The sequence below is a fragment of the Pseudoalteromonas sp. SG43-6 genome (assembly GCF_014164365.1).
Taxonomy (GTDB): Bacteria; Pseudomonadota; Gammaproteobacteria; order Enterobacterales; family Alteromonadaceae; genus Pseudoalteromonas; species Pseudoalteromonas rhizosphaerae.
The window spans coordinates 1-16,719 of the sequence record NZ_JACJEZ010000073.1; the positions used below are offsets into that span (position 1 = coordinate 1).

16 protein-coding genes are annotated in these 16,719 nt (G+C 39.6%); 5 read left to right on the plus strand and 11 right to left on the minus strand.

The window, feature by feature from the left end:
• The first annotated feature begins 732 nt into the window (after window positions 1-732).
• Window positions 733-2,178 carry an exodeoxyribonuclease I gene (gene sbcB, locus H5201_RS20750; protein WP_182785292.1) on the plus strand — a complete coding sequence of 482 codons (1,446 nt, stop codon included), beginning with the start codon at window positions 733-735 and terminating at the stop codon, window positions 2,176-2,178.
• 47 nt (window positions 2,179-2,225) lie between these two features.
• Here the strand turns inward: sbcB and H5201_RS20755 are convergent, their stop codons facing one another.
• From H5201_RS20755 to H5201_RS20805, 11 genes are all read right to left on the minus strand, one after another.
• A complete protein-coding gene (locus tag H5201_RS20755) occupies window positions 2,226-2,888 on the minus strand; it encodes a hypothetical protein (RefSeq protein WP_246175522.1) in 663 nt (220 codons plus the stop codon).
• Between the two features lie 38 nt (window positions 2,889-2,926).
• Complete coding sequence (locus H5201_RS20760) at window positions 2,927-3,667, minus strand: iron transporter (RefSeq protein ID WP_182785293.1); 741 nt, start codon at window positions 3,665-3,667, stop codon at window positions 2,927-2,929.
• Window positions 3,654-3,980: a cupredoxin domain-containing protein gene (locus H5201_RS20765; RefSeq protein ID WP_246175520.1), complete on the minus strand. Its 327-nt coding sequence runs from the start codon at window positions 3,978-3,980 to the stop codon at window positions 3,654-3,656. Before H5201_RS20765 ends, H5201_RS20760 begins: the two co-directional genes overlap by 14 nt.
• Window positions 3,981-3,993: 13 nt before the next feature.
• A complete protein-coding gene (locus H5201_RS20770; RefSeq protein ID WP_182719150.1) occupies window positions 3,994-5,298 on the minus strand; it encodes an ATP-binding protein in 1,305 nt (434 codons plus the stop codon).
• A complete protein-coding gene (locus tag H5201_RS20775; protein ID WP_182719149.1) occupies window positions 5,298-5,957 on the minus strand; it encodes a response regulator transcription factor in 660 nt (219 codons plus the stop codon). Before H5201_RS20775 ends, H5201_RS20770 begins: the two co-directional genes overlap by 1 nt.
• Before the next feature lies 1 nt (window position 5,958).
• The gene (locus tag H5201_RS20780; protein WP_182785294.1) at window positions 5,959-6,606 is read right to left on the minus strand and encodes a hypothetical protein; all 648 of its coding nucleotides are present in this window, start codon (window positions 6,604-6,606) and stop codon (window positions 5,959-5,961) included.
• A 2-nt stretch (window positions 6,607-6,608) separates the two neighbouring features.
• Window positions 6,609-7,403, minus strand: coding sequence for an SDR family oxidoreductase (locus H5201_RS20785; RefSeq protein WP_182719147.1), 795 nt, complete (start codon window positions 7,401-7,403; stop codon window positions 6,609-6,611).
• On the minus strand, window positions 7,400-8,089 hold the full coding sequence (locus tag H5201_RS20790) for a TenA family transcriptional regulator (RefSeq protein ID WP_145233019.1): 690 nt from the start codon (window positions 8,087-8,089) through the stop codon (window positions 7,400-7,402). Before H5201_RS20790 ends, H5201_RS20785 begins: the two co-directional genes overlap by 4 nt.
• Window positions 8,086-9,558: an AMP-binding protein gene (locus tag H5201_RS20795; RefSeq protein ID WP_182785295.1), complete on the minus strand. Its 1,473-nt coding sequence runs from the start codon at window positions 9,556-9,558 to the stop codon at window positions 8,086-8,088. The genes H5201_RS20790 and H5201_RS20795 overlap by 4 nt, the downstream gene beginning before the upstream one ends.
• On the minus strand, window positions 9,558-10,196 hold the full coding sequence (locus H5201_RS20800; protein ID WP_149980952.1) for a thermostable hemolysin: 639 nt from the start codon (window positions 10,194-10,196) through the stop codon (window positions 9,558-9,560). The genes H5201_RS20795 and H5201_RS20800 overlap by 1 nt, the downstream gene beginning before the upstream one ends.
• Window positions 10,197-10,438: 242 nt before the next feature.
• On the minus strand, window positions 10,439-11,320 hold the full coding sequence (locus tag H5201_RS20805) for an NAD(P)-dependent oxidoreductase (protein WP_182719145.1): 882 nt from the start codon (window positions 11,318-11,320) through the stop codon (window positions 10,439-10,441).
• Window positions 11,321-11,442: 122 nt separating this feature from the next.
• Here H5201_RS20805 and H5201_RS20810 point away from each other — a divergent pair, with 122 nt between their 5' ends.
• The 4 genes from H5201_RS20810 to H5201_RS20825 all read left to right on the plus strand — a co-directional run bounded on the left by H5201_RS20810 (window position 11,443) and on the right by H5201_RS20825 (window position 15,760).
• Window positions 11,443-11,964 carry a glutathione peroxidase gene (locus H5201_RS20810; RefSeq protein WP_182731252.1) on the plus strand — a complete coding sequence of 174 codons (522 nt, stop codon included), beginning with the start codon at window positions 11,443-11,445 and terminating at the stop codon, window positions 11,962-11,964.
• Entirely contained in the window at window positions 11,924-12,910 is a 987-nt protein-coding gene (locus H5201_RS20815; protein WP_149981180.1) for a 2-hydroxyacid dehydrogenase, read from the plus strand. Before H5201_RS20810 ends, H5201_RS20815 begins: the two co-directional genes overlap by 41 nt.
• Window positions 12,911-13,326: 416 nt before the next feature.
• A complete protein-coding gene (locus H5201_RS20820) occupies window positions 13,327-15,471 on the plus strand; it encodes a hypothetical protein (RefSeq protein ID WP_182785296.1) in 2,145 nt (714 codons plus the stop codon).
• Window positions 15,458-15,760, plus strand: coding sequence for a hypothetical protein (locus tag H5201_RS20825; protein ID WP_182785297.1), 303 nt, complete (start codon window positions 15,458-15,460; stop codon window positions 15,758-15,760). Before H5201_RS20820 ends, H5201_RS20825 begins: the two co-directional genes overlap by 14 nt.
• The last annotated feature ends 959 nt before the right edge of the window (window positions 15,761-16,719 follow it).

Below are 16,719 nucleotides of genomic sequence, written 5' to 3' on the forward strand. Positions count from 1 at the left end.
ACATCATCACATTGAGATAATGCTTTTTCAACCGCTTGAACTTTAAATTCTTGTGTAAATCGACGTCTCATTTTTATCTGCCTCTATTAAAAGTTAGAGGCGACAACTATCCTGACACAGGGGGACTTGGCTAAACGAGCCTCTGATTGCCGAGTCCCAATTATATAAATTAGCTGCAAACATGCTTTTAAGCTCTTTCTAGTCGTAACAATCTGAAAATAAGCAATTGATGATGAATTCCATCTGAGCAATAGGAAAGCTTTAAAGTATAGAACATGATAAAAAGGTAAAAAACATTCGTGGCTAAAGCACACTCCTACTTATAGGGCCAAAAAGCTCAACAACAATTTAAATATTGCTTTTAATTTAGAGCACTGATTTATAAAAGCTTTAACGCTGATACTCGCCCTTGTTTTCTCGACCAAAAAATACGCCAGCAAGCTTAACGCCTACGATAATGCTCTTGTAGCTCGCAGTAAAATTTTTTCGGGCTAAAACTCAACCTACAATTGAATGTATTCATAGTTATGAGTTTTTAAGCAGGCTTTTCTTTTAATGATTAATTAGGTTTCGCAACACTTAAGACAAGCTACCCGAGAATAGTATGATTACCATCATTTCATCATCCAAACCTATAAACTCCCTCGCCTGTATGCCATAATCTAAATAATTCATGAATTTAGTAACTTGGCGGTATTGCAACCGCTTCAAGCTAACTTAAAGGGTTTTTAAATGGCTTATCAAGAGCAAAATCAAGCAACTATTTATTGGCACGATTATGAGACCTGGGGGGCGATTCCGCAAAAGGATAAGCCGAGCCAGTTTGCGGGTGTTCGTACTGATCTTGATTTAAACATTATTGGTGAGCCGTTGATTGAATATTGCAAACCTGTGGCTGATTATTTACCGCACCCTGAGGCATGTTTGATCACCGGTATTACTCCGCAAGTGGCGATGCAAAAAGGTTTAGTTGAGGCTGACTTTATTGCCAAAATTCATGCTGAGTTTAGTGTGCCGAATACCTGCGTGGCCGGTTATAACAGCATTCGTTTTGATGATGAAGTAAGCCGTTATAGCTTTTACCGTAACTTTTACGACCCTTACGAACGCGAATACAAAAACAATAACAGCCGCTGGGATATTATAGATTTAGTGCGTGCTTGTTATGCGCTGCGCCCTGAAGGTATTGAATGGCCGTTAAAAGAAGATGGCAGCCCAAGCTTTAAGTTGGAGCATTTAACGGTTGCCAATGGTATTGAACACGCTGCGGCGCATGATGCGTTATCTGATGTAACCGCGACGATTGCTTTGGCTAAACTAATAAAAGAAAAACAGCCAAAACTGTATAACTTCTTTTTTAGTTTGCGCGGTAAAAAAGCCTTAGCTGAGTTAGTTGATGTATTTAATATGACGCCGCTGGTGCATACTTCATCACGTATTCCTGCTACCCAAGGCTGTACCAGTTGGATTGCGCCAATGAGCTTTCATCCGACTAATAAAAATGCAGTAGTGTGTTTTAACTTAACCGAAGATCCAAAGGTATTACTCGATTTATCAATTGAAGAGTTGCGCACCCGCCTTTATACCAAGCGCAGTGAGCTTGCCGATGATGAACTGCCTGTTGGTTTAAAATTGGTACATTTAAATAAATGCCCTATTTTAGCGCCTGCTAAAACTTTATTACCTGAAAACGCCGCCCGTTTAGGCATTGACCGCGAGCAGTGTTTAAAAAATCTTGCGATTTTAAAAGCCAACCCAAGTCTTCGCGATAAAGTCACTGAAGTATTTAACGATAAGCCCGATTACGGTAAAACCACCAATACTGATTACATGTTATACGACGGCTTCACCAGTCATGCTGATAAAGCTAAATTTGCCATTATCCGTGATGCCAGCCCTGAGCAATTAGCGGGTATGAAGTTGGATTTTGAAGATAAAAAGTTTGATAACTTATTGTTTAAATACCGTGCCCGTAACTGGCCGCAATCACTTAATCAAGATGAACTTGATCAGTGGCGTCAATATTGCCAAAACAAATTAATGCATGGTGAAGATCAACCATCGATCAGCGCACAAGATTTTATGGTTACGCTAGAAAATCTTGCCCATGAACATGACGATAATGAAAAAAATCTAACTATTCTAAAAGCGCTTTATAACTACGCGCAAAGTATGTAGTTTGCAGAGATTTAAAGCCGCGAGCAGAGTTTTCGCGGCTTTTTGCTTTAAAATTCAAACTCTAGGGCAAGGCGAAAACTGTGATCTTTACCTTGTTGGCTCAGCTCGGTCACAAATCCTGCTTCCCACTTTAGTTGTCGCTTCGCTGAAAATCGATGCAGCCCAATAAAACCAGGGCCAATACCAAAGAAGTCTTCTCCGGCGTATAGCTCTAATGCAGGCTGAAACTCAGAGCGAAAACGATAGCGATACTGCGCGCGAAACTCAGTTTCCCATTCGTTTTTAATATCACCGCCCCACTCGTAGACTAAAAATGCATTCATGGTGAGGCTAGTCCGACCAAATTCTTTTTCCCATAAAAAGCCAGTTGTGGCTTCATAACTATCTTTGCCTTCTTGCTTTTCAAGTTCAAATAAGGCGCCCCAATCAGCCCATAGCCGCCCTTGCTCAACCAACTGCCAACGCAGTTCTAGTTCGTAGGCTGAGAAACCAAAGTTACCGTCGTCATCGCGTTCTCCAACTGCATAACCTTCCAAACTCATGGTGTCGTTGAACGAGCCACCTAAGCCAATTCGTTGGGCTAAAATATTGCCCTTATCTGTTTGATGAGAGATCAAACGCCATTCAAATTCGCGCTCAAATGGTAATACGTAAGGGTGGTAAACTTTATCTACGACTATTCCATCGGCTCGCACATTAAACGATGCCATGAACAAAAGCGAAGTTAAACACCACGCGAGAATAAATCTCATGATGGCTCCTTTTGAGAAAATTGCCGAGTAAATACTATGCTGGTGCCAATAAAGGCTAAAACCGCCACTAGATAAAGCCATAATGCAGTTTTGCTTGGCGTTGCTTCATAGCCGACTAAGGCTTTGAGTACACGGCCTAACTCTGAGTTTTCGACTAGCACTGCACGCCAATCAAAGTAGTTGGACGTAATATTGATCAAGTCAATTTGGCTGGCCAGATCTAATACTATCAGTAATTTTGCCGAGGCATTAAAAGCCAAAAACAATATCAGTGGATACACACCAAATCGTGCTCTAACACTATGCAGTAAAAATAATAGCAACACACCAAAACTACCACAGATCCCTATTCCCAAAGATGTCCCTATAAGCAAAGGTTTTGATGTGTCGGTGTTATGCCAAAAACCAACCAGATAAATAAAATAGTGACTCAAATACAGCGCCATAACCGCAACTATTGCAAGCAATGCGAATAAACGCTGCTGTTTACAACTTATTAGTGATGCAACATACACAATGACACACAATAGCATTTGACTAAACTCAAGGCCGCGATGATCAAATAACTGGCTCAACCAAGCGGCACTTTGTACATAAATAATACTACAAAGCAGCCCAACAAAAGCGGTCACTATCAGCACACGCTGGTTTAGCTTTAGCAATGACTGTAACAGCACGAGTAAAATCACGACTGGTAACAGCTGATTTATACTCATCAATAAACTAGTTATCAGCATCAGTCTTTCCTTCTACTAATACTGCACCACGGGCTGTGTTAGGTGAAAACTCACCAAAAAACTCATAACGCCCAGGGCTCAGTGGCCCGATATAAATCACACTACTACGATTTGGATACAGCACTTTCTCTCGATTTAAATCAAAGCTGTCAAACTCTTCTGGCGTACTATCTTGATTTTCAATTAAAAGTTTTAGTTTAGTATTGGCCGGAACAATGATCTCCGCTGGATAAAAAAGGTGATCTTTTAAAATTAATTTATATTCTTTAGCAAAACACGAAAACGGTAATACGCTAAATAGCAGCAGGCTGATAAACCCTAACCAGTTATTCACTCTCTGCTCCTTGCATAAATTCTACTCGTACTTGTAAGCCGCCTAATTCACTGTCGGCTAAAGAAATACTTGCATCATAAATTGTTACTATATGTTCAACTATCGCCATACCTAATCCGGCACCTTGCTCTCCAGAGGGGTGTTTATCACCTCCAACACGGTAAAAACGGTTAAAAATTCGTGCTTTATGGGCATCATCAATGCCAGGACCTGAGTCATCAATCTGCCAACCATACTCACCTTGTTGATTATTTAAGCGGATCACTATATTGCCACCACTGGGCGTATATTTTATGGCGTTACTTAATAAATTACTAAATAAGGTTGCCAAGGTAAATTGGTCACCATTAATAACATAATCATCGCCTTCAATACTGATCATATGTTGTTTTGCATCAAGTCGTTCGTATAGCTGTGCAACCACTTGTTGACTGACCTCTAGCACTGAAATTGGGCTAAATTGTGCCTGCCATTGCTCTGGATAGGTGCGTCCCAAAATCAACATTTGCTCAACAATATTACTAAGTTTATCGATACCTTGCGCCATTGCATCAAGTTCCAAGCAACCGTCACCTTGTGCGCGTAGATTATGAACATTTATTTTTAAACTACTCAACGGGGTGCGTAATTCGTGGGCAGCATCTGAGGCAAAAAAGCGTTCTCTTAAGTAGGCACTTTCTACACGTTTAAACAGATCATTTAACCGTGAGATCACCGGTTTAATTTCGTATTCGCTCACTTGCCAATTAATGGCAGTAAAGTCATTGGCTTGTCGCGTTTTTAATAATGTTGAAAGGCGTGTTAAGGGCCTTAATCCTTGTTTGACAAATAGACTGATCAACACCGCAAGCAGTGGCACACTCCAAAGCAAAGGTGTCATTGCTGACAAAATCATGGTCTCGCTAAGGGCATAGCGTTTACTCAGCGGCTCTGCCACCAGCACTTGTTTTGTCTGCATGGTTAATCTGAATACTCGCATCCGCTGTCCGGCTAAGTTTTCAACACTAAATCCATTCAGGCTTGGTTTTTGCGCCAGTTCAGCTAATGATTTAGACGCGCTAAGCAAATTGTTATCTTGCCAAATTTGAAACAGTAATCGAGTTAGATCACTTCTTAACACTGGCTTGTCGCTGTGTATAGGTTGCTCGATCAGTACATGAGCAATGGTTTGCAATTCGTTATCAAGTAGCAGCTCGGCCTGGCTCATACTTTCGCGGTAGCCTTTGCTGAATGCCAAAAAGCAAGTCAGGATCACCGTTGATAAAATAATCAGCGTTAATCTGCGTTTAATTGACACTAACGTTTACCTACCACATAACCTATGCCACGTAAGGTTTTAATTAGATCTTTAGGGAGCTTTTTACGTAGATGATGAATATGCACCTCAATAGTATTTGAACCTACTTCTTCGCCCCACTCATATAGTTTGCTTTCTAATTGTTGTTTGGACAATACGCGCCCTTGATTTTCAAAAAGTGCTTTTAGTAACATAAACTCTTTACGCGGCAGGTTTACCGGTTGCTGATCAAGTGTGACTGTAAAAGCGGAGGTATCCATTTCTACATTTGCTACATTAATAGTACTTGATTGCGCATGAGTTACGCGCCGACTAGCGACTCTTAAACGGGCAAATAATTCAGCAGGATCGAATGGCTTAGCTAAATAATCATCAGCACCTAAATCTAGCCCTTGTACTTTGTCGTCAATACTACCGCGTGCCGTTAAGATTACTACTGGTAAGTTAGGGCGATGCTTTTTGACGTGTTTTAATACATCAATGCCATCGCCATCAGGTAGTCCTAAATCAAGCACAAGTAATTCGATCTCGTCATTTTCGAGCCATTGCATGGCTGATTTTATACTAGCACAGTGCTCGACACTGTAACCTTGTTGGCGAAGTGAACGACATAATCCTTCAGCCACTAACTTATCATCTTCAACCAGTAGTAAATGCATATTATCTCTTTAGTTTCTTATCTACTTTTACCAATAACTGGGTGATCTCTTGCTGGCGGTATAAATCCGCTTTTGGCCTATCAGGGCGTGCCGGTGCCTGTTGAGCGGCAAGTAAATGTGTTTTTGCCTTTTTGTATTCTCTTTCGTCATACAAAAATGCCGCGTATAAGTAATTACTATCGATACCGTTTGGATTAATAGCAAGCGCTTGGTTAAATAATTTACTCGCTTTGTCATCATCACCAAATCCAATTGGCCAACCCGGTACTTTACTGTAAAGGGTCGCTAAACTGGTGTAAGCAGAGCCTGATAACGCATTGGCATCAATTTCTATGGCTTGCTCTAACTGTGCTTTAGCATCTTTTGCTAACCCTAACGCACCTAAGCCGCCTTTTGCCCCAGCATAACTTGATAGCACAATACCATACCAAATATGGCTTTGTGCCTGATCATCATAGGTCTTTGCAAACCCAACGGCCTGCTCTGATAACTCTTCAAATGCATTGAGCTGCGCTTTATCTACTAATTCATAATTCACAGTTGCCCAACTTGTTTGCACCTGAGTTAATTCGCTAGCAAGATCGGCATGCGCTGCGCTGGTTAAAAATATCCCAGTTAACAAGCAGCTAGTATAAAGTAGTTTAGTCATAGTCATTCACCTTTATCAATTTTATCTGCAAAAAAACTTTTAATTTTAGGAAGTTGTTTTGCAATTGCGTTATCTACTAAGGATGGAAAAGCACCATTTAGTTTGACAAATAAGCGTTCTGGAAAGCCAATGTAACTGCGTGAATTTCCAGATTTCAATAATGAAATGAGCGCATCTGCCACTTTATCAGGTGGATCCATTGTATTGCCTAAAGCTTTATTCATCGCGCGTACTTGCACTGAATTGATATTTGTATCAGTTGCTCTAGGTGCTAAATATAATATTTTTACATCACAGTGACTGAGTTCGCGGGCCAGCGCTTCGGTCATTCCTCGTAAACCAAATTTACTTGCGCAATATAAGGTTTGATAAGGGTAACCAATACTACCAAACGATGATCCCACATTAACAATTGAGCCTTTTTTAGCTAAAATTTGTGGTAAAAATAGTTGGCATAACTTAATTGGCACCGACAGATTAACGATCAGTAAGTCATCTATTTGCTGCTCCGTCATTTCACTAAAACCTTGCATCACATTAATGCCAGCGTTATTGATAAGCATTGTTGCACCGCCAAGTGATTTAGCATGTTCAAGTAATTTTTGGCGAGTCTGTGCTGATGTTAAATCACCAATAAATATCTCACAGTCTTGGCCACACTTAACCTGTAATACCTCTAGTTGTGCTTGTTGACGACCAACTAACAGTAAACGCCAGCCATGCTGAATCAACTTTAATGCAACGGCTTGACCAATTCCGCCTGTCGCACCTGTTAACACGCAAAGTGGACGGTTCATGCAGTTTGCTCCAAGTCGCTACTTGCAAACTGTGGATCTGTATCTAATTCACGAAAAATATTGCCATATAACTTATAAAAACATTTAGCGGCATGCACAATCGCTTGTTGATCTGCAGGAGACTCTATTTTATTCATCAGATCTTCAAAAAACTTCACATGCTCAATATCCAAAGCCCCATGAGATGTTAAATAGCTAAATGCCTTTTTAGGTAATCCGGTCATATTGGCTATATTACTTGCCGCATTATCGGCTAACGCAATTGAAGTACCTTCGAGTACATGCACCATGCCAAAAAATGCCAATGGATTACCACGATTAATTGTATCGTAGGCATAAGCAACCATTAACTCGGTGGCAAATTTGGGAGCACTTTGACGTACTTGTTGTTTATCAAAACCACAGGCTGCAATATCATTGAGCACCCACTCTTGATGACCTATTTCTTCTTCTATATATTCTGCAACCGCCTCGCGGATCCACTCTTGTTCAGTCGATAATTTCGCGCCCACGGCCATCATTAATGGCACCGTATGTTTAACGTGATGATAGGCTTGAGCTAAAAATGAAGCATACTCAGTTGTGCTTACTTGCCCCTTGAATACTCGAGCAATGATCGGTGCAGCCAGTAAATACTCGCGTTCTGCTTGGGTTTGTGATTTTAATGTCTCGAAAAAATTGCTCATAATATTGCCTCACTGTACAGTGCTGTTAGTTGTGCATGATAATAGTTTGCTATCGCTTGGCGTTTAGGGCGGTTATTACTGGTTAATAATCCCCGATCTGCAGTAAGTGGTTCAGCTAAGCGATGAAATGTTTTAATTTGGGCATATTCAGGTAATTGTGCGTTAATACCTCTACAATGCTCCGCTAATACCTCATCAGTCATATTTACTGATGCATAAATAAGTGCTACTAAATGCGCTTTACCTTCACCAAAGACAACAGCTTGTTGTACTTCACTGTTACTGAGTAGCAAAGATTCAGGCCACTCAGCGCTGATGTTGCGCCCAAAACTAGTAATAATTTGGTTTTTTAAACGCCCCTTAATAGTTAACCGACCTTGTTGTTGATCAACCAAATCACCGGTTGCATACCAACTCGTTTGATCATGGGGTTGTTGACCTAAATAGCCTAAAAATAAGGGTCCTTTAATAAATAGCTGCCCGTCTACCAGTTTGCTTTGCAAGTGATTTAACACCCGCCCTGCACACTCTATGTCATCATCATTTGGCGTATTTAAGCTCACCACTGATGAAGCTTCAGATAAGCCATAACCTTGATAAACTGGTAACCCTAAACTACGCGCCACAGTGATCAATTCACTGCTGAGTACAGCGCCACCAACGGCAATAAATTTCAGGCTCTTTGGTACTGTCCACCCCTGCTTGGCAAACCAAACTAAACAGGTCAATAATTCTGGCACCAAAATAAGCGTATTCGGTTGCACACGATCAATGGCATTGATCAGTTGACTGGCATCATTTAATTTTGCCCCAGAGAAGCCTAATTCTGCCAGTGTCATAACATGCACTTCACCTGCGGCTAATAACGGTGCAAAAACCCCTGCAATGTTTTCAAGTAATACTGGCAAAGGTAATAAACACAGATGTTTTGGCTGTTTTATCGCTATTTTTTTATGCAATGAGGTCGCCACTTGTAATTGACTTTGTAAAGATAAACACACTCCCTTTGGCTCACCGGTAGAGCCTGAAGTAAACGTCACTTTTTGGGTATCTGTAAAAAATGTTGTAGGGCTCGACGCGCTTACTTTATAGATATAAAGCGGGTAGCGGGTTAACACGCTCAAGGTCGCAATACATTCTAATCCGTCAAGTTCACAGGGGGTGTCGCTGATAAAATGCGAAACGCCGCTTTTATTCACGCTATTAGTTAGCTGTTGTGGGCTAAAAAAGGTCGGCAGCGGAATGCTTACTTGTTGTAACTCAATCAATGCAAAGTCAACAATTAACCAAGCAGGCGTATTGTCCATTACAAACGCCACGGCTGACATATCAAGCGCTTTAAAGTCGATAATTAACTCGGCTACTGCTTGCATCAGCGTCTGTTTACTGATCGGCTGCATTTGTTGGTCATGATGATCAACAATCACAGTATCAAGCGCTGCGTGTGGTAGTTTCGATAAAAACCCCATTATGCCTCCAATTGCGATGCTAATTGGCAACTCGCTTGATGATAGTGCTGTTTAATATTAAACAAATGAGGTGTATTTATTACGCAATCATGAGCAGCCGCTAAATCAACCACACACAGTGTTGGTTTATTTTCATAATAAGTCCCCCAATCTGCTGGGTTATCAAGTGCCTGACTATTGGCTAATGCAATTTCAGTGCAATTAACTGAGAGCATTTTTAATAATGCTCTAACCTTTGCAGTGGCACAAAATACCAAACGTTTTGCGCCAATTTGATAAAGTGCTTCATTCATTAGTACAAAATGAGCGAGAGTAGCTTTGCGATTTGTTGAGCATAAATTACCAAGCTCGTAAATATCTTCCCTCGGTACATCAACAAAGTATTCAATCGGCTCTGGTAAGTATTGCTCGATAAAAAGTGATTGAGTAGCAGCTCTAAGTCCCAGCGTGCAAGAATCAGCGGCAATACTTAATTGGCATAACACCGGCATAAACTGCTTAATATTGGCGCCGTAAGCTCTGGCAAAACTCGCTTTAACGACTTGCTCTAATTGCACACGAAATGGCATGTTTGCATTAGCACACACATAATCATGTGTGTTGGTAACAGGCAAATTAGTAACTTGAAGTGATTGCATAGTGTTCGCTCTTTTTAGACTATGGGTAAAATCTAACGAGCAAAACTTAAATAAACCTTAAGAAAAATTAATTTTTATAAAAAAACCCAAACAATGTTTGGGTCAGTGATTACGTAACTGGAGATTTCAGGAATAATAAGCCACATCTACCCGCTAATTGCGGGCTTATGCAAGTAAATTTAAGACAGTTAGCGTTTAATTTACTTGCTGGAGATAGACTTATTATCCGACGCTCTGATTATCTATTTTTTATGTAACGCTTCGATGCGCGCCAATAAGCTTGATGTGTCAAAACGCCCACCACCAAGTGCTTGTACGTCAGCGTAGTACTGATCGACCGTCGCGGTCATTGGTAAAATGGCACCATTATTTTTTGCTTCATCTAACGCAATACCTAAATCTTTACGCATCCAATCAACAGCAAAACCAAATTCGTACTCACCTGCCCACATGGTTTTGTAACGGTTTTCCATTTGCCATGAACCAGCCGCACCTTTTGCAATCGTCTCAATGACTTTTTCGCCATCAAGGCCTGCTTGTTTTGCAAAATGTAAGCCCTCGGCCAAGCCTTGCACTACGCCAGCGATACAAATTTGATTAACCATCTTACACAACTGCCCAGAGCCAACCTCGCCAAGTAACTGGCTAAAACGGCTAAATGCCGCCATAACTGGTTGTACTTTTGCAAACACTGCTGAGTCGCCACCAGCCATGACTGTTAATACACCATTTTCAGCACCAGCTTGACCACCCGATACTGGCGCATCAATAAACGCAATATCTTTTAGTGCCGCATTAGCGGATACTTCGCGCGCAACTTCGGCTGAAGTCGTAGTGTGATCGACTAAAATAGTGCCTGCTTGCATACCTTTAATCACCCCGTCAGCACCATAAACGACTGAGCGTAAATCATCATCGTTACCTACACACATAAATACGATATCTGCATGTTCTGCGGCTTTTGCTGGCGTTAATGCCACCTGACCTGCGTATTTTTCTGCCCATTGCTGTGCTTTTGCTGTGGTACGGTTATACACGGTTACTTGATGACCGGCAGTTGCTAAATGACCCGCCATTGGATAACCCATTACACCTAAACCGATAAATGCGACTTTCATTGACATAAAATTGACCTATTTCAGTGGTAACTTAAAAAGATAATTTGATTATCTCAACCGAACAGTAAAAAAGCGAATGAAAAAGTCTTCATTAAATTTCTTCATGGACGAAACAAAATAGGTAACCTATGGATAGCATATATCAATTCAGTGCCCCGCTTTATAACGGCGAAAATTTTGCCTTAAGTCAGTTAAAAGGCAAAACGATTTTAATCGTCAATACCGCCAGTAAGTGTAACTTTTCGGTGCAGTTAAGCGCACTCGAAAAACTATATCAGCAATATAAAGCACAAGGGTTTATTGTGTTAGCATTTCCGTGTAATCAATTTGACTACAATGAGCCAATAGACAACATTGATATTAAAGACTTTTATCAACAACAGTTTAATGTTAGTTTTCCTGTGTTTAGTAAAGTAATGGTCAACGGCCCTGATGCTCATCCGTTATTTAACTATTTAAAAGCACATACCCGAGGAATTGCACAAAATCGTGCTATAAAATGGAATTTCACCAAGTTTCTAATAAACTCTGAGGGACAATTGGCGGTACGTTATGCACCGCGCACTAAACCCGACACCTTGAAACAGGTCATAGAGAGTAATATTAATGATGCAACTAACGGTAGCGCTTTTCAGTTCGCAAAAATATGAACATGCATCTTTTGATGCCTGTTTAAACAATCAAACACGCATCAAATTAACCCGTTTTGAACAATCTCTTGATGCGAAAAGTGCCATACTTAGCCAAGGCTTTGATGCTGTATGCGTATTTGTAAACGATATCGTTGATAAAACGGTTATTGATCAGCTTGCTCAATTCGGCGTGAAATGTATTTTATTACGCTGTGCTGGCTTTAATAACGTTGACCTAGCTGCGGCACATGCCCATAACATCAAAGTATGCCGAGTACCCGCTTACAGCCCTGAGGCAGTTGCAGAGCACTGTGTAGCATTAATGCTTACCCTCAATCGCAAAACTCACAAAGCCTATAACCGTATCCGTGAAGATAATTTTGATTTAAATGGCTTGCTTGGCTTTAACTTATTCAAGAAAACCATTGGTATCATTGGCTGTGGAAAAATTGGCTTGGCTTTAGTAAATATACTCAATGGCTTTGGTGCAAATGTATTGGTTTGCGACCCTTATGCAGTACCAGGTAATTATACAATTTGTGATCTAGACACTTTATTAAGTCAAAGCGATGTGATCTCTTTACACTGCCCGTTAACCGAGCAAACTCATCATATGATCAACGAACACGCTTTTGCCAAAATGAAGCAAGGGGTGATGCTTATAAACACTTCCCGCGGCGCATTAGTTGATAGCAAAGCCTGTATTGGCGCACTTAAAACTAAAAAATTGGGTTATTTAGGGCTAGATGTGTACGAACAAGAGTCAGAACTATTCTTTAAAGACCGCAGTGATGAAATAATGCAAGACGATGTGTTTTCGCGTTTGGTAAGTTTTCCAAACGTACTGGTCACCGGCCACCAAGGCTTTTTTACCAAAGAAGCATTGAGTGAAATTGCGCAAATCACCGTAAATAATGCACTTGAGTTCGCCAATAACCAACCACTAAGTAATGAAGTTAAATAAGGGGTTGATTTAGGTGCTAGAAAAAGTTTAAAAACGAAGAAGCAAAGTTAACTGAGTTAGCTTTGCTCAAACCTTTTAAGTTGCATAAGCTGAAGTAACTCATATCTGTTCTAACACTTTTAGCTAATAAATTTAGAGTTCAACTGACAGGCTGCTATTAGTTAAAAACGGCCATTGAAAAAGTTAAATTTAGTCCTGTTTAAATGGGTAAACTCCCAGTTTTCTTCATGAATACATTAACCACCGTTTTGGTAAAAATAACAAACTGTAAATTCGTGCTATTTTAATTACTTGTTTACAAAAGTAATTATTGGTGGAATTATCAGAGTATATAATAAACGCCGTTTGGGGTGTTATAAACCACACAAAACGGTGTTCGATAAGCTGTTAGCTTTCAATCATAGATAAGGGATGTCATGAAGATAGATATACATGTTCATACTAGAAAAACTAAGCAAGGAGATGCTCCTACTAGAGAAGTCACACCTGAAAAGTTCTCTAAAATAGTATTGTCAACTGACGTAAAAATCTTAGCTATAACAAACCATAATGTTTTCGATTTACAACAATTCAATCAAATGGAAGTTTGTTTAGATGGTGCTGTTCAAATTTGGCCCGGTATAGAGTTAGATGTAATCGATGACGGAAAAAGGTCTCACTTGATAGTTATTGTTTCTCCTAACAAACGGGATGAGTTTAATCAAATAATTAATCAATTGACGGAAGGGAAATCCGCAGATGAGTTTACCATTTCACTAGAAGATACAGTTGAATCTTTTGAAAAACTTGACCCATTATATGTAGCACATTATTTGGGTAAAAAGCCTGATATGAGCGAAGCTAGTATTCTCAAGCTATTGGGTATGGGAATCAACTCTAATCGTGTAATTAAAGAAGCAACAAATTCCATCTCTGCGGGAATATTTATTGCCCATGGGCACAAATCTATGTATGGCTCTGATGTGCGGGATTGGGATAAATATACAGAAATTGTAGGGGAGCTACCTGAGTTGAGGTTGTCTGTAGACAGTTTTGAACATTTTTGTCTTTTACTTGAAAAAGATGTGCCCGCCATAGATACAGCTATAGAGCGTAAGCACTCTGAAGTTTTAACGCTGCAACCTTTCGAAGATGAAACAAAGGTTAAAATTCGAGCGTTTAATGATATCAATATTATCTTTGGCCCTAAGGGGACTGGTAAAACTAAAATTCTTGAAGCGATCGCCAAACATTATTCTAATCGTGGAACAATGGCTTCTGTATTTGAGTCAGCACCAGACAAGTTAGCAGATCGGTTTGATATTAAAGGAAAAAACATTGAAGAATCTATAGATTTACAAGGTGTAGATTGCTGTCACGAAGAAATTAGTCGGATTAGAAAAGCTAAAGAATTAGATATTACAAGCCTTTATAAATACCGTGAATTCTTCAATTCAGAAAACAAGAACAAAAACGCTAAAAGAATGAAGATAAAAGATCTTCCTACTCTTCTTTCAGAAAATTCTGACAGCAAGTTCAATGAATATAAAGATGCACATAGTAAAGTACAGGATATGGTAAATTTTCTTAAAACTAATTCCTCTATAGATGAAGTGACGACAGATGAAGAGCGAGCTAGCCTAATATCTGATTTAAATGTGCTTTCATCGAAACTTAAAAATGGCTCTTGGGAACTTTTTTCTGAATGGAAGAGTGCAAAATTAACTGACAGTGCATCTCAATGTTTTCGAGACGAAGTTACCCGTAAAACAGGAGAAAGAAGTAAACCAAGTGAGACAGGTTTTAAAATATTCGCGACAAATAGGTTGAACATCGGTCGGGATTCAAAAAAAGTCATTGAAAATATCAATAAAAATATTCAAGACAAAATAGAAAACGTTGGTGTTCTTGGCCCTGATAAGGGTTTGCTAAAATGTGCAACTAGCTTTCAGTTTCAGAATGGCGATATTCATGAGTCTAAATACTTATCAATGAAAAGTATGCGAAAACAAGACCAAAAAGAATTTGTTCGGATTATGGGCTCAATAAATGATAAAGCAACATCTAATGATTTATTTGACTCACTTACTGAATTAAATGCAATTGTTGATATAGATAAAATATTAAGTCTTTCTGATTTGTTGCTTTTCTGGAGACGATTCACCTTATCTGGCGAGGATTACTCTCCTTCTAATGGTGAATGTTCAATGCTTAACTTACATAGTGAGTTAGCTGAGGATAAAGAAATTTACCTACTAGATGAACCAGAAAGAAGCCTTGGTAATGAATATATTAATGATGTAATTATTCCACTAATAAATGACAAAGCAATACAAGGTAAAATGGTGTTTATATCCACTCATGATGCAAATGTCGCTGTCAGAACATTGCCTTATAACTCTATTTATAGATGTCATGATAAAGATGGATACGGCACGTATACAGGAAACCCATTTTCAAATAGCTTGATATGTTTGGAAAATACAGAAAAAACTTTAGATTGGAAACTAATCAGCATGAAAACCCTTGAAGGTGGGCAGAATGCTTTTGGTGAGAGAGGGAAAATATATGGAAACAATTGAAGCAGAGTTGGTTACGATTGATGGTGATTACTTTATTAATATCCTAGAAGAACCCCAAATATCAATCCCTATATCAAGTGATGATCCTAATGCTGTAAAGTCTGCATTTAACTGTTTAATTGAGCGCTTGAAAAAGGGTGTGTTTTCAATCAGTTTAAAAGATGCTGATAAAGACCTGTTTTATCATGTTGCAAAAGAATATCTTGAGCAATTAAATGGTGAATTACTAGATGTTTATCAAGAGATGGAACAGTACGGCTTTGTAGAGGTTGGAGCACAAGAAAGCTAATCGGGTAGCCGGAGGTCTCTAACCTCCAGCCACCACACCACCCATCATGCGCTTTTTATTAACAGGAAGTGCAATGGGCGGTTCATCTCCCGTAATGAATATTGATCCAAATATCTCTCAATGACACTAACCCTTGTGAAGCTAAGTAATCATTGCCTAATGCAATGTTAATTCCTTTTGTTTTTGAGCTTCTACAAGGGCCTTCGCTTCCAAGCGCCTACTTTTGGTACTGGTGATACCACATGCTATGACGAGTCGCTCACTAACACCCAATTTCATTAAACTGCGTACTTTGGTGTGGACTATTCCTTTGGAAAGAGCGCCATTGCCGCCAGTAGCACATTATTACCCTACAGCGGCCGTTAGATCACATGACTTCGCTATTTTGTATTAGCTCGTCTTCAGCCTATGCCTCATATGATTTTTTGTTCATCAGCTCCCACTTACTTTTATAAAGAATGCTAGCGACTTCCTCCAAACTATCTCTCGCGATTTAGCCCTTGCCATTTGCGAGTGTCTATCGTTTAATAACAGCATGTTATTTAAGCGGTGATCTTCCTACAGAGGACTTTCACCTCATAAGTCAATGCCCATGTCGGGAGTACACAATGCAATTAAATGAGACTAAAACAGTGAGTTAGGTTTCTCTTCGCTTCACATTATAACCCACTATTTTAGTCCGCTTATTGCGGCGTTAAGCCTCTGTGAGAGCTATGGATAAAATTAATCTTCAAAATAAGACGAAAGCTCTTTCAGCAGTAATTGAGTCTTATTGGTTTGAAAACGAAAGCATTGGATTGGAGAAAACTCTTTTCCATAAAATATCTATTCCACTTGTAGTGGCATAGTTAATTTGGCCACCCATTAAGAAAGAAATGTTATGCTAATAAGCATACAAATTTGGGTGAAAAAATGACGAAATTAAAACGCGCAACGTATTCTGCGGCAATCAAATTAGA